We start from the raw sequence: 14,286 nt of genomic DNA, 5'->3' as shown, positions 1-14,286 counted from the left end.
GTCTGTTTGGCTTTGTGGCTCTACAATTGAGCATATATCTTCTAGTAAGTTTGGCAGTCTATGTTCAGTTGGGAAAGCTGCCTCTGAGCCGGAATCAGTCTGCTATCGACATTCCATGCTCTAACTCCTGCATTCCTTTAGGAATTGTCCGTCGATTCCATCCTAATTCTCGTTCTGCAATTGTTGCTCCTCCTCGTCCCCATCCTTTCACTACCTCTGCCATGAATTGTCTTCGGTCACTTCCCTTTAGCTTTTGTGCTGTCTTGATGTACAACGACCTGAGACTTTCACTTAGTTGGATTAACGATTCTGAAGACATAAACCATACTGCACACTAATTATTCTCTCAGTATCCCTATTTTTGGATCATTTTTTCCTTGGATTACTCTAATTAAAAATTGTAATCCGCTCTCTACGAGACGCGCAAGGAACGCAGACTCGTTGGCGCAGCCTCTCGTAGAGAAGAGAGCTGCGCTATCAGTGTTGGCTCTGAACCCACCACAATCAATTAAAAATTAAAAATTATTAATTAAAAATTGAAGAAATCCTAATTTTACATTTTTAATTTTACATTTTTAATTCCTGCAGGGTGCTTGCTCTGTACCCAAAATTAATTAATTAAAAATTATTATTCTTCAAAATTATTAATTTTTAATTTTTAATTTTTAATTCAAAAAAGGTCACCCATCCTTCAGCCGTCAATTTAGCAAGGCTACTTATTTTTCCTGAAATGTCCAGACTCCTTCATCCCAATCTGAATCTGTTGGAGGTGATTGTAACCAATGCTGACAACGCAACAGATGCAACATAGCAGCTTTGTCATGGTTGTCTGCGGCCAAAACTTTGGCAAACTCGGCTCTAGCAAAGGTAAACTGCCGCTTGAGGTAATACTCGCGCCCTTTATGATAGTGCTCAATCACTTGTAGTTTTTCGCTTTCAATGGAATCAGAACGCAAACCCAGTAATTCATATATGGCTATTGGCTCATTTCTGCCCTTGACACGAATGTAATCTAGTTCCCTAGCCCAAATATGATCTTGGCATGGTTTAAAAGTGTTATGGCTAATAATAATATCGCAACCATACTGTTTACTAACACTTTCTAGTCTGGAGCCAAGATTAACACCATCGCCAATAGCGGTAAATTCCATCCGCTTACTAGAGCCAATATTCCCACTAATCACGGTATCAGAATTGATGCCAATGCCAATTTTAATTCCGGGCTTATCAGCTGCGTAGCGGCGTTGATTAAATTCGTGCAGGCGATCGCGCATTTCTAAGGATGTTTGTACTGCCATCCAAGCGTGTTCTTCTAATGGTAGGGGAGAACCAAACACAGCCATGATGGCGTCGCCGATGTATTTGTCAAGAGTACCTTTATGTTTAAAGACTGCCTCCACCATTGATTCAAAATATTCATTAAGCATACTCACCACTTCTTCTGCTTCCAAGTTTTCTGTCAAAGTGGTATAGCCGCGAATATCAGAAAATAAAATCGAAACTTCTTTGCGATCGCCTCCTAGTTTAGCGTCATCTAGTTTCAGCAATTCTTCGGCTAATTCTTGGGTCATGTAGCGGTACATCGTACTCTTGAGCCGCTTTTCATCACTGATGTCTTCCATCACCACCAGCGCCCCACGGATTTGCTCTTGGTCGCTAGCATCGGCAATTGTATTAATCGATAAATTAATACTATGCTGGTTAATACCAGTGCCTAAGAGGGTGCGATCAGGGTAATATTGCTGGCGACCTTTTAAGTCAACTGCGTGTAAAGCATCCTGATACCACTTGCTAAAGTCACCTTCTTTGATGCCGATCACATCAGTAACTAATTTACCTTCTAAACGGTCTTCTGGCCCCAGTCCTAACAAACGTTTGGCACTTTCATTGGCGGCGATAATTAATCCAGTTTTATCAGTGGAAACCACTCCATTGGAAAGACTACGCAGAATATCCCGTTGCATTTGTTCTTGTTGCTTGACTGTGGCAAACAACTGGGCATTTTGCAGCGCTACTCCCGCTTGAATATTAAAAGCTTCCATAAATTCTTCATCATTACGGTCAAAGCTAGCTTGGAAGCAGTCGGGAGCTTTCGGCCAATCAGCTGGATTATAATGGGGAAAATCTCCTGATTTCTTTTTATTTACGAGTTGGGTAACGCCAATCAGTTGTTGATTGGCATTAAATACTGGCATACAAAGCAAGCTACAGGTACGATAGCCATTTTGCTGGTCAATTTGTTTGGCTGTCTCCGAATCAGGATCGTCGTACAAGTCAAAGGCAATATTTAGTTTTTTGCCAGAAACAGCTACTAGACCAGCAAAGCCTTTACCTACGGGGACTCGCAACTCCTTAGTTGAACCATTATCCTGGGTGATTTTCGTCCACAATTCATGGCGATCGCGGTCTATTAACCATAGGGTACTGCGATCAGCATTCATCAGTTCCTTGGCTTCATCCATCACCCGCTTCAGCGTGTCTTCTAAGTCCAGACTGCTTTGAGAGAGGGACTTGATCGCCTTCATCAGCGCCGCCACTGCTCTTTGTTTTTGGGTGGCTACATAAAAAGAGCGTGAGGATTCTAAAATTAGGCGAATCGAAGCGGCAAATTCTCGAAATAATTGTTCGTCAGCACAGATAAAACCTTTGGTATCAATGCGCTCTGCAAGTGGAGCATCGTGATTATTCCCAGATTTTAATTTATTCAGTAATTGCACTACCGCAACTAATTGCCTATGTTCATTCAACAATGGCAAAGCCAGCATGGTGTAAGTGCGATAGCCAGTTCTTTTTTCTTGTTCTTGGGCAAAATGCGATCGTGGGTCATTATAAAAATCAAAGGGAATATTGATAACTTGCTTGGAGGTGGCGACTTCCCCAGCAATGCCTTTATCAGCGGGGATGCGAATTTCTAAAGAGCGATCACCCTCCCCCTCAGCTAGAATTGACCAGAGTTCTTGTTTTTCTTCATCCAATAAAAATATCGTTGTCCGGTCTGCCCCTAGTAATTCCCCGGTTTTCAAGGTAATCGAATGCAACATTTCTTGCAGAAGAGTTTCAAACCCGTGAGAATCCAGCATTGACAGGGTTTGATGGACAATCTGTAATTTTTGCTCGACATCCTTAACGACCTGTTTAAAAGTATCCTGAGTCAGGGGAGCAAGAAACGTAGAAAAAGTTCCTTGTCTTGTGGCAAGAGTACCTACAGGAGCCGAATTTGCTTGTAATTCGCGGTTTTCTTGGTTGTGAACACCAATAATCATATCGGCGGTCTCCCCACAACTTCCTTGATACACTGACATAATCGGTATTTTATATAGCAGGATAAGATTTTAGATTTAACAATGAAATTAAATTTATGTAAGTGGTGCTAAAAGCAACAATTGTTTGATATTACCCATAGTTTAATCGCTTGTTTAGCTAGCGTCATCCTGTGGGGTCAGGTGGAAGCCAAGCAATTTTGGATAATGGAATTGTCGATAGCGCAGCGTAAAGCCTGCGGCATGGCTTCTCTGTTGTACAAATAATTTTGGATAATTTATTTTTTGGCAGTCCCTGATAACACGATTGCCTTTACCAATTTCTGTGGATCTACAGGTTTGGAAATATGCTGCTGAAATCCGACAGCGATCGCTTGCTGCTGATCCATCTCACCAGCATAGGCAGTTAAGGCGATCGCTGGAATTGTCCCGCCTTGCTCTGGTTTTAGACTCCTCACCTGTCGCATCAGCATGTAACCATCCATTTCTGGCATCCCAATATCGCTGATGATCAGATTTGGCTGGGATTGACTCAGTGCAGTTAAAGCTGCAGTGCCTGAGGTTACAGTGGTCACAGTTGCACCATATTGCTTTAGCATGAAGGACAAAAATTCTTGCATATCTGCATCATCATCCACCACGAGAATCTGTAAGCCAGACAAGGGTGAGGATTGATCTCCCAGAAGTGAGGAGTTATCTTTTGCATCCTTGATTCCTTTGCTTTTATCCTGTAAGCATGGAAGTATGACGGTAAAAGTTGCTCCTTGTCCTTCGCCCAGGCTTTCTGCTTAAACAGTTTTCCCGTGAAGTTCTACAAGATGCCGGACGATCGCTAATCCTAAACCTAAACCGCCAAATTTTCGAGTTGTGGCACTATCTGCTTGACGAAAATAATCAAAGACATAAGCTAAGAACTCAGGTACAATCCCCTTCCCTGTGTCAGTTATGCAGATTTGTACCTGTAAGCCAACCTGCTTTAATTTAATTTTTACCTGTCCCCCAGTGGGAGTAAACTTAATCGCATTGGAAAGGATATTCCAAATGACTTGTTGCAATCGATTGGCATCGCCTAAAACTTGCCCGACACCAGATTCAAGAATTGTCTGAATCTCGATGGACTTGGCCTGTGCTGATAAACGCACTGTCTCGATCGCAGCTTCAATGACTGATACCAAATTAATTGGGTAGAAGTTGAGATTAAGTTTACCCTGAAGGATGCGGGAGACATCAAGCAAATCTTCAATCAATTGGGTTTGTAACTTGGCGTTGCGCTCAATGGTTTCGAGGGCGCGATCGCTTGTTAATTGGTCAAGTTTGCGGGTTCGCATCAGTTTTGTCCAACCCAGAATTGGGTTAAGCGGGGTTCTCAGTTCATGGGACAACACAGCTAAAAATTCATCTTTGATCCGGTTTGCTGATTCAGCAGCGTTTCGCGCCGTTCGTTCGGCTTCGTAAAGGTGGGCGCGAGCGATCGCTTGGGCGCATTGTTGAGCAACAGCCAAGATAAACGCTTGATCTTCTCCACTAAGTAGTTGAGGCTGGGCAAATCCCAAAGTTATACCTCCAACTGCCCAACCTTCTACCATCAATGGAATAGAAATCCAGGGATCAATGTCATATTGGGCGTAAATTTCAGCTAGATGAGGGTAACGAGCTATCTGATTTTGTCTCGCTTGTCCCCAAATAGGTTGCCCAGTCCGCACGGCTTCTGCTAAGGGAAATGGTGAATCTATGGCAAAATGCCGCCAAGTGTCCAGCAAATCTTGGCTATAGCCAACCGCACGCACAATTTCCAGTTCAGTTTTGTTTTCATTCAGCAAAGCGACGAGGGCTGAACTAGCTCCCAAGGCAGCCATGCTTTGCTCGACAATGACTTGAGATACTTGGGCTGGTGTCAGCGATTCTGAAAGGGCAGCTGTGATCGACTGGAGACGGGCAACTCGCTCTAATGCTCGCTCTGCTGTTGTTTGTGCTTGCTGCGCTTCTTGGTAAAGGCGGGCATTATCGATGGCGATCGCAGCTCGATGAGCAACATCTTCTGCCAGTGACAAGTCAGCTATGCTGTAACGACGTTCTGATTCAGCAGTCACAAAGGAAATTGCCCCAAAAATTCTTTCACGTGCCATCAAGGGCAAGATTATACATGACTTTAAACCAAGTTCACGCAGAATTCGCAGATGTTCTGGATCTTGGATGGCTGCTGCTAGGGCTGCATCTGAAATTTCAGTTACCATTTCTGCAAGTCCTGTACGCAGCACCTTAGCCACACCTTCAGCTGCATCAAAATCTCTGGGATAACGCTGATAGAGTTCCCACGCGAGTTTCACTTTCTCTGGATCTCGATGGGCAACTGCTACTTGATTAATTGCTTGATTGTCTTGCAGGAGATTAACACTGCACCAATCGGCGAAGTAAGGCACAACCAGGTTTGCCACGCTTGTTAGCGTGCTTTCGTAATCGAGGGAAGATGCGAGTGTTGCACTGACTTGAGCCAAAAACGCTGCTCGTTGCTGATCGACTTCTGCTTCCAGACGGGCGGTTTGCTCTTGAATCAGTTGAATACGTTTGGCTTCAGATTGTTTGCGATCGGTGATATCAAGCACAACACCACTCATCTGTTCTGCAACCTTGGACAGCAATTTTATGATGATCTCACAAAGCATTTCGGGAATATCAGAGTTTAGCTTTTTCGGGGATGGCGGAGATTTGGCGATATGACAATGCACCCACTCTAAGGGGTCTTTGCCTTGAAACGGTAGCTGACCTGTGAGCATTTCATAGAAGGTGACTCTCAGTGAATATAAATCACTACGATGGTCAATCCCTCGATTCATCCGCCCGGTTTGCTCAGGTGACAGATATGGTAGACTGCCTTCAATGCGACTGGAACTGCTAACTCTTTGCTGCTCATAGGGAATGAAAGCAGCAATTCCAAAATCAGCAATCTTGACCTGATTAGTTTCGAGGTTAACTAAAATATTTTGTGGCTTAATATTTTTGTGAACAATGTGATGGCTGTGAATTTGTGCAAGTCTGCTAGTGATTTCAATAGCAATCTTTAAAAATGGAACAGGCTGTTGAAATTGGTCTAACAACAGGTCAAGCGATCGCCCCCCAAAATCCTCCATAATTAGATAAGGGATTCCCTGGTGCATCTCTAAGGCGTAGGCTTTGACTGCTGCTGCAATGTTTAATCTTTGAGCGATCGCATACTCATGTCTAAGTTGCTCAATATTATTGGGTATACACTGTTCTGGACGTAGCCCTTTGATAATTACCGGACACTGATCTTTAACCTTAATTCCACGGTATATGACTGCTTTTACCCCTGCTTTTAACAAAGCGACAATTTCAAATCCAGGTAATGCAATCATCATGCCAAATACTCCAGGCGTACTTCTTCAGGAATAATCCAGATTAATTGTATTTTAGATACATTTCCTTGGGCAGATTAAATTTAGATAATATTAGGTTACGATAATCAATTCTGCTAACTAAAAAAACCAAAAATAAGCTAAAATTCAAGCAGAGTAAGCATTCCCCGCTCATAAACTCCCCATGCTTGATAATCTGCAAACCCAAATTTACCAACTAGAACAATTTGCCAACAGCCTCGTTTCTAACCAACTGACACACCTGAGTGTGCCAAGTATTGGTATCATCTTTGCAGCTGGCTTGCTCACTAGTCTCACACCCTGTATGCTTTCTATGCTGCCAATTACCATTGGTTACATCGGTGGTTATGAAGCCAAAAGCCGTTTGCAAGCAGCTGCTCAATCAACTTGGTTTGCTTTCGGATTAGCAACTACATTGGCAGGATTAGGAATCTTAGCAGCTTTGGTGGGAAAAGTCTACGGTCAAGTGGGAATTGGTTTGCCGATTATCGTCAGCATTATCGCCATTCTCATGGGGCTGAACTTACTAGAAGCTCTACCTCTGCAATTTCCATCCTTGGGTGAAACGAATTGGATTTCGCCAGATTTACCAGCAGGATTGCGTTCCTATTTGCTGGGGCTGACTTTCGGCTTAGTCGCATCCCCTTGTAGCACGCCTGTTTTAGCTAGCTTACTAGGTTGGATTGCCAATACACAAGACTTAATTTTAGGCGCTGTTTTGCTACTTTCTTACACAGGCGGTTATGTAGCACCATTGATTTTGGCGGGTACTTTTACAGCTTCAATTAAAAAGTTACTGGAATTGCGTCGCTGGTCTGGTTGGATTAACCCAGTCAGCGGGGCGCTGTTGGTAGGATTCGGTGTATTTTCCTTAATTTCTCGGATTCCCATTGGCAGTTTTTAATTTCAATCCTTGATAGTGCCTAATTGAGATTTATATTATTTAATACATTTGTAATATTTTACACATAATGACTTTAGAAGATTCAGCGGACAAAGAATTAAAATGGTGGGCAGTACCTGGGCAATTCTTACGGCAGGAGCTTTTGCCTGTACTGACCAACTTACGACTAGCGATCGCACTATTTCTATTGATTGCAATCTTTAGTTCCACCGGAACTGTAATTGAGCAAGGTCGCTCACCCGCATTCTACCAGGCTAACTACCCAGAACATCCAGCTTTATTTGGTTTCTTAACTTGGAAGGTAATTCAGGTAGTTGGGTTAGACCACGTATATCGTACCTGGTGGTTTTTGGCATTACTCATCTTATTTGGCACTAGCTTAACTGCTTGTTCTTTTACTCGTCAGTTACCAGCCTTAAAAGCTGCCCAGCGCTGGAAATATTACGAAGAACCACGGCAATTTCAAAAATTAGCTTTGAGTGCAGAACTAGATACTGGTTCTTTGAATTCTCTCAGCCAAATATTAGAGAAACGCCGCTATAAAATTTTTCCAGATCAAGAAAAAGAAAATCTCCTCTACGCCCGCAAGGGAATAGTCGGACGCATCGGCCCAATTATCGTTCATATTGGCATCGTAGCTATTCTGCTAGGGGGAATTTGGGGGGCGATGACTGGGTTTCTGGCTCAGGAAATGGTTGCCAGTGGCGATACATTTCAGGTGAGAAATATTGTAGATGCTGGTCCTTTAGCAGCAGCCCAAGTCCCCAAAGATTGGTCTGTGCGCGTCAATCGTTTTTGGATTGACTACACTCCATCTGGCGGCATTGATCAATTTTATTCGGATATGTCTGTCTTGAATAATCAGGGAAAGGAGGTTGATCACAAGAAAATTTTTGTCAACGAGCCTCTGCGCTATCATGGTGTAACTTTCTACCAAACTGATTGGGGAATTGCAGCTGTTCGCGTCCAATTTAACAACAGCCCGATTTTTCAACTACCAATGGCGCAATTGAACACCAACGGTAACGGGCGCATTTGGGGAACGTGGGTTCCGACTAAACCTGATTTGAGTGAGGGTGTCTCCCTGTTAGCCAAAGACTTGCAAGGGATGGTATTAATTTATGATCCCACTGGCAAACTTGTTGATACTGTCCGCACTGGGATGTCCACCGAAGTCAATGGCGTGAAGCTGAAAATTCTGGATGTGATTGGTAGCACTGGCTTACAAATTAAAGCCGATCCAGGCATACCAATTGTTTACTCAGGGTTTGGCTTGCTAATGCTGGGTGTGGTGATGAGTTACTTCTCCCATTCGCAAATATGGGCATTGCAAAAAGGCGATCGCTTGTATGTGGGTGGTAAAACTAATCGCGCCCAAGTTGCTTTTGAACAAGAGGTTTTGGAGATTTTAGATCGGCTGAGTTCACAGCCAAAAGCTGAGGAGAAAGAGACGCCAATTGAAGTTTAAAAGCACAGGAGCGCAAAGTAAATCACAGACGAACGCAGAGCATAAGTGATAACTTTGTCTACCTTTGCGTGAACCTCTGCGCCCCTTTGCGTTTCAAAGTTATTTACAATTAATTACGCTTACATGGCTACAAATTGAAAAATTATTAGAGGTGTTTATTAAAGATTGGAACAAAAGATTTCCATGTCTCCTCAAGTTCAATCCAAGGGACGCGTTTACCTTCTACCCCTAATCGCTGTTTCGTTGAGTATTGCTTCTTGCACTGGGGATCATAGAAACATCAAGCATGTTTCCCTCATTGGTGCCGGAGCAAGTTTTCCCGCGCCTTTGTACGAGCGCTGGCTTTCAGATTACAATCAGAAAAATCCCAATGTGGAAATTAACTATCAAGCTATAGGGAGCAGTGCTGGAGTGCAACAACTCATTGAAGGTACTGTGGACTTTGCAGCTAGTGATGTAGGAATTACAAATGAAGAAGCAGCCAAGATAAAACGGGGAGTGATCGCTTTGCCAATAACTGCCGGTTCTATTGTACTGGCTTATAACCTCACACCAGTTGCACAGCAGTCGCCTCAAGTCAATGTGCCAACGACTCTAAGGCTACCACGCCAAGTTTACGTAGATATTTTCCTCGGAAAAATTACAAATTGGAATCATCCAAGAATAGCCGCAGCTAATCCAGGAGTAAGTTTGCCCAATTTACCGATTCAAGTCGTACACCGAACTGATGGTAGTGGGACTACGAGCGTGTTGACGCAACACCTAAGTGCTATAAGTCCAGAATGGAAAAGGAAACTTGGGGCTGGTAAAGCTGTAGCATGGCAAGTGGGAATTGGTGGAAAGGGTAACGAAGGTGTTACCGCCCTGATTCAACAGATACCAGGAGCTATTGGCTATGTAGAGTATGTTTACGCCAAACAAAATAAACTTCCTGTGGCTGCTTTAGAAAATAAATCTGGTAATTATATTACGCCGACATCAGAATCTGTAGCTCAAACCTTAGAGGCAGTGAAATTACCCAATAATAATTTGATTGGTTTTATCACCGATCCTACAGATGCCCAGTCTTATCCCATAGTCAGTTACAGCTGGCTTTTAACTTATCACCAATATCCAAACCGAGTCAAAGCTCAAGTGCTGAAAAACTTTGTTGATTGGGTTGTGATTGAGGGGCAAAAATCTAGTTTGGAACTTGGATATATTCCTTTGTCTAAAAAAGTTGTGCTTCAAGTGCAATCTGCCGTCAATAAAATTGCTGAATAACGCTAATCAGTGATGATATTACTTTTGGTGACGCACTTCAACCACAGTATGTACATTACCGCGAGGCGTAAAATCTGCTTTCACCGTGACTTCCAACGGATCACAAGCAGCTACAAAATCATCCAAAATTTGATTGGCAGATTCTTCGTGAGAAATGTAGCGATCGCGGTAACTGTTAATGTAAAGCTTAAGCGCCTTCAATTCCACTACCCGCTCATTAGGCACATAGGTAACGTAAATTGTCGCAAAGTCAGGATAGCCGGAAAATGGACATTTACAAGTAAATTCCGGCAAAGTAATATTAATGTCATATCGCCTCCCCACACGCGGATTCGGAAAGGTAATTAATTTACCTTCGGCAATGTCGCGTTCGCCATACTTCATTTCTAGGCTTGCCTGGGATACACTTTCAGGTGAGGAATTACTCATAAGTTATTAAAGTATGATTATTTGCTAGTTTGGGTAAAGGAGGAGATGGGGAGATTAATAAATCGTAAATCCTTACTCAGCATCTCAATACTCTTCCTTCTCCCAGTCTGGACAATTCTCATCTTCACAACCGTGAGGATGCATAGCACAAACTAATAAATTACCACCATAAACCTGACCGTGGTAGTGAGTACAACCGATGCAGGCAGGATTTTTTTCGGCTGTGGGTTCAACTGAATAAGGAAAGCCCGGATCTACATCTGTTACAATGTCTTCCAGTTCCCAGTAAGCTTCCAACATTGGTTCAGCCAAATCCTGTAAATACTGATCGACTTCACTGACAATGTTAGGGACTTGCTCCGTGATTTCTTCCGTTAGCTCAAAAAAAGCGTCTACCATTTCACTCATTCCCAGGAAGAAACGCTCTACTTCATCAGCCACTGTTTCGACGATTTCTGCTAAATCTTTTTGCCACTGTTCCATAAAATTGACGCCCTTAACAGGCTATAAACAGGACGGTTTGTATTATCTGGCTGGAAGCACTAGAGTACACATTAAGCAATGTATCTTACTCAAGTTTCTATCTGAAGTGCTACTTATTACTAATATTTCGATCAAAGAATATTTTTTATTAATCGCGTTGCAATCGTTTTAACTCATTTTGCAGGTCTAGCACTTCTTGGCGTAATTTATCCACATTCTCATCAGTTGCTCCCTCTTTCACCCTTGGTTCTTCATCTTCCTCTAAAATTTCAATGCGGCGAGGTTCAGAAGGGGGTGTTTCTGGTGAGGTTTCACCAGATGCTTGGGCCTGTTGGGCTTGCTTCATCATATCTTCAACGAAGCGGCGGGCTTCTTCTGTGTTCATTTCGCCCTTTGCCACCATTTCATCTGCCAGTTTTTGGACTTGCGATCGCACTTGGGCTAATTTCCCCCCTGCTTTCTCACCTGCGTAAGAAGCTAATCCAACACCGAGGTAAAAAGCTTTTTGAACAATATCTCCAAAACCAGCCATTGTTGCTGAACGCTCCTAAAAATAGGGCGACCCGGAGACTACGCCTATCACAAGCCTCCCGTGTTGCTGCTACCTTCCGGTTCTGACAAGATTTGGGTGTTGCAATCGCATAGATCCAGGTCTTTTAAAAGCATAACATTAAAAGTCAGTAAGTGTGTGTTATTCCATAACAATTCGCCATTCGTAAAGCTGATAGTTGACGCAGCCATGTTGCACCAATGGATCATCAGCTACAATTGCTTCTGCTTCCTCCTTTGAGGCTGCCTCAAACAGCAACATCCCGCCTCTTTGCTCTGCCCAGTAGCCTGTTCGCGCTTTGTGTCCTTTAGCAATCAAGTCCTGAATGTAGGCTTTGTGGGCAGGTACATATTGGTCAAAGGTAGGTTTATCGACTTTGCCTTCTTCAATTTTCACAAACCAAGGCATTTGCTTCTTAACTCCAGTTGCAACAGACATCCTGCTTAAGTTATTACTATTTTTGAGTAGCATTTGAGTAGCAATATACACTAACTATAGTAATTTACTGAAGATTTAAAGGTCAAAACAGAGAAGAAGACGAATAAAGCCATCCTAGCGGCTCTGACAAGGACGGCTTTCTCATGGATATGTCACCTACTGTCTGCTAGCAGGCGACACATCTGTAACTATTAGACCTCTAAGTGCGATCGCAGATCATCCAGGGGAGATGTCGAGTTAGTGGGAATCAGTGGTTTTGTTGGTGTCGGCTTGTCAAGAACAAATTCAAAAAGAATTCGGATTTTACCTTTTTGCCAGCCGCCACCCTGAGCCAGTAAAAGCTTACAGTTGACACCATCTCCAAACCAGTCTGAAGCCTTGTCCTCTTCTAAGTTGCTGCTCCTATGCACCAAATACTTCAGACGTTCCATCAATTCTTCACCTGTCGATGTTGAAGCCTCAGTTAAGTTAGCATCCTGAGCCATAGAAATAACATCCTCATCGGACAGAATAATTTGATCGCTCATTTAGTTTTCTCTTTGTTAACACAACATGGCGGATCAAGCGCCAACTCGATCCGCCTTCTTTTAAGTTTTCCCACTGACCACCAATTACTAAGGAATAAAATTAGATGAGCCGTTTTTTTGTCGCCCTTTTACCACCGGAAGACATTCAAGACTACGCTAACCAGATTAAGCAGTACTTTGCCGATCACTATGCTAGTAGCGGGGCGCTAAAGTCTCCGCCTCATATTACCCTGCAACCGCCCTTTGAATGGGCAGATGCTAACTTGCCACTGCTAGAAGCATCCTTGGAAGAGTTTGCTAGTGGACAACAGCCAGTAGCAATTACACTCAGGGGGTTTGATGCTTTTGTACCTCGTGTCATATACATCAATGTAGTCAGAAGTCAAGAAGTTTTGACTTTGCAAGCTGATTTAATGGCTTATACAGAAAGCAACTTGGGAATTGTTGACAAGGTTTCTAAAACCCGCCCTTTTGCGCCCCACATGACGGTTGCGTTTCGGGATTTAACAAAGCAAAACTTTAAAGCTGCTTGGCCAGAGTTTGAAAAGCGTCAGTTGCATTTTGAGTTTACTGCCCACAAACTAACCCTACTGCTTCACGACGGTAAGCGCTGGAATATTAAATCGGAGTTTGGTTTTTTGCCTACCGAACAATGAGTAATATATTACTCAGATATTTTCTTATGACAATGGGTAAGAATTCATCCAATTCATCAACGGCAAAGAAATACTGGTAGAGACTGCTTGGCGCTGGGAGTTTGGGAGAGTACTGGAATATGCAAGTAGTTGAAGTGCGATCGCAATTTCCTTCAAACAGTTAGCTAAGAATTACCCAGAAGCAGATTTGGGGATTGTAGGAATGGAAGTACGAGGCGAAGATAAGTTCTTGCTTCATGCCAAAACCGCAGCTATGGCTGATAAGTCGGAACTGAGCATGTAATATTTTACCACGTATAATCAGATAAAAGGTTTGCCGGAGCGGGAGATTAAATTACTGCTAGCAGAAAAAGATAATCAAATCCGCAGATTAGAAAATATGGTGATGACGGCGTTAGAGCATTTTAGCTTTTATTCAAATGTTGAACAGGTAAATACTATGACTAACAATCCCGGTAGCTTTTCAGTTGGTGGTTCAGTTGGCGGCAACGTCAACAACGTTCAAGGCAATAATAACCAGCAAAAAGTGAATAATAAAACTTCTAACTTTAACTTGCAAGGCGCTCAATTTGCTGGTGGTATTGTAGACGCTGACTCCGTAAATGCACAACAAATTGGCGGTAACATTACTAACTACACCCCACAGCAACGGCAAAATCTGGCAGAAGCCGCCGCAGAGATTCAGAAGCTTCTCAACCAATTGGGGCAGAGTTACCCTACTAATACTCCACTAGAAAAACAGATAGTGGTCACAGAAGCACTCAAGCAAATTGATAGTAATCCTACTTTGAAAGTGCGGGTTATTGGGGCTTTGAAAGCAGGTGGAACAGAAGCTTTCAAGGAGCTAGTGGATCATCCTCTTGTCAACATACTTGTGGCAACTTTAGAAGGTTGGCAGGAGGCAGAGTAGTTT

Annotated in this window: 12 protein-coding genes, 1 other RNA gene and 1 pseudogene; 5 read left to right on the top strand and 9 right to left on the bottom strand. The window is 43.1% G+C overall.

The window, feature by feature from the left end; genetic code table 11:
* Positions 1-94: 94 nt before the first annotated feature.
* From V7K40_RS02530 to V7K40_RS02520, 3 genes and pseudogenes are all read right to left on the bottom strand, one after another.
* The gene (locus V7K40_RS02530) at positions 95-319 is read right to left on the bottom strand and encodes a hypothetical protein (protein WP_334956412.1); all 225 of its coding nucleotides are present in this window, start codon (positions 317-319) and stop codon (positions 95-97) included.
* Positions 320-716: 397 nt separating this feature from the next.
* Entirely contained in the window at positions 717-3,302 is a 2,586-nt protein-coding gene (locus V7K40_RS02525) for an adenylate/guanylate cyclase domain-containing protein (RefSeq protein ID WP_334956409.1), read from the bottom strand.
* 236 nt (positions 3,303-3,538) lie between these two features.
* A pseudogene (locus V7K40_RS02520) lies at positions 3,539-6,634 on the bottom strand (ATP-binding protein).
* A 184-nt stretch (positions 6,635-6,818) separates the two neighbouring features.
* On the opposite strand from V7K40_RS02520, the gene V7K40_RS02515 reads away from it, so the two are divergent.
* From V7K40_RS02515 to pstS, 3 genes are all read left to right on the top strand, one after another.
* Positions 6,819-7,559: a cytochrome c biogenesis protein CcdA gene (locus V7K40_RS02515; RefSeq protein WP_334956407.1), complete on the top strand. Its 741-nt coding sequence runs from the start codon at positions 6,819-6,821 to the stop codon at positions 7,557-7,559.
* Between the two features lie 67 nt (positions 7,560-7,626).
* The gene (locus tag V7K40_RS02510; protein WP_334956405.1) at positions 7,627-9,027 is read left to right on the top strand and encodes a cytochrome c biogenesis protein; all 1,401 of its coding nucleotides are present in this window, start codon (positions 7,627-7,629) and stop codon (positions 9,025-9,027) included.
* Between the two features lie 183 nt (positions 9,028-9,210).
* Positions 9,211-10,290 (top strand): phosphate ABC transporter substrate-binding protein PstS, encoded by a 1,080-nt coding sequence (gene pstS / locus V7K40_RS02505; protein ID WP_334956403.1) that lies wholly within the window; start codon positions 9,211-9,213, stop codon positions 10,288-10,290.
* An 18-nt stretch (positions 10,291-10,308) separates the two neighbouring features.
* Here pstS and queF read toward each other — a convergent pair whose 3' ends face one another.
* From queF to V7K40_RS02475, 6 genes are all read right to left on the bottom strand, one after another.
* Positions 10,309-10,719: a preQ(1) synthase gene (gene queF / locus V7K40_RS02500; protein ID WP_334956401.1), complete on the bottom strand. Its 411-nt coding sequence runs from the start codon at positions 10,717-10,719 to the stop codon at positions 10,309-10,311.
* An 84-nt stretch (positions 10,720-10,803) separates the two neighbouring features.
* Positions 10,804-11,202: a hypothetical protein gene (locus V7K40_RS02495; RefSeq protein ID WP_298908137.1), complete on the bottom strand. Its 399-nt coding sequence runs from the start codon at positions 11,200-11,202 to the stop codon at positions 10,804-10,806.
* 148 nt (positions 11,203-11,350) lie between these two features.
* Positions 11,351-11,734 carry a phasin family protein gene (locus tag V7K40_RS02490; protein WP_334956398.1) on the bottom strand — a complete coding sequence of 128 codons (384 nt, stop codon included), beginning with the start codon at positions 11,732-11,734 and terminating at the stop codon, positions 11,351-11,353.
* A 25-nt stretch (positions 11,735-11,759) separates the two neighbouring features.
* Positions 11,760-11,856: signal recognition particle sRNA small type (gene ffs, locus V7K40_RS02485), an RNA gene on the bottom strand.
* A 37-nt stretch (positions 11,857-11,893) separates the two neighbouring features.
* Positions 11,894-12,160, bottom strand: coding sequence for a YciI family protein (locus tag V7K40_RS02480; RefSeq protein ID WP_298908409.1), 267 nt, complete (start codon positions 12,158-12,160; stop codon positions 11,894-11,896).
* Positions 12,161-12,381: 221 nt separating this feature from the next.
* Complete coding sequence (locus V7K40_RS02475; RefSeq protein WP_334956396.1) at positions 12,382-12,717, bottom strand: KGK domain-containing protein; 336 nt, start codon at positions 12,715-12,717, stop codon at positions 12,382-12,384.
* 104 nt (positions 12,718-12,821) lie between these two features.
* Between V7K40_RS02475 and V7K40_RS02470 the strand changes: the two genes are divergently transcribed.
* Together V7K40_RS02470 and V7K40_RS02465 are read left to right on the top strand one after the other, a co-directional pair.
* Positions 12,822-13,373 (top strand): 2'-5' RNA ligase family protein, encoded by a 552-nt coding sequence (locus V7K40_RS02470; protein ID WP_334956394.1) that lies wholly within the window; start codon positions 12,822-12,824, stop codon positions 13,371-13,373.
* 313 nt (positions 13,374-13,686) lie between these two features.
* Positions 13,687-14,283, top strand: a complete 597-nt coding sequence (locus V7K40_RS02465) for a hypothetical protein (protein WP_334956392.1) — start codon at positions 13,687-13,689, stop codon at positions 14,281-14,283.
* The last annotated feature ends 3 nt before the right edge of the window (positions 14,284-14,286 follow it).

It is taken from the genome of Nostoc sp. (assembly GCF_036917195.1).
GTDB lineage: Bacteria > Cyanobacteriota > Cyanobacteriia > Cyanobacteriales > Nostocaceae > Nostoc.
This window is presented reverse-complemented; position numbering and strand designations above follow the sequence as displayed.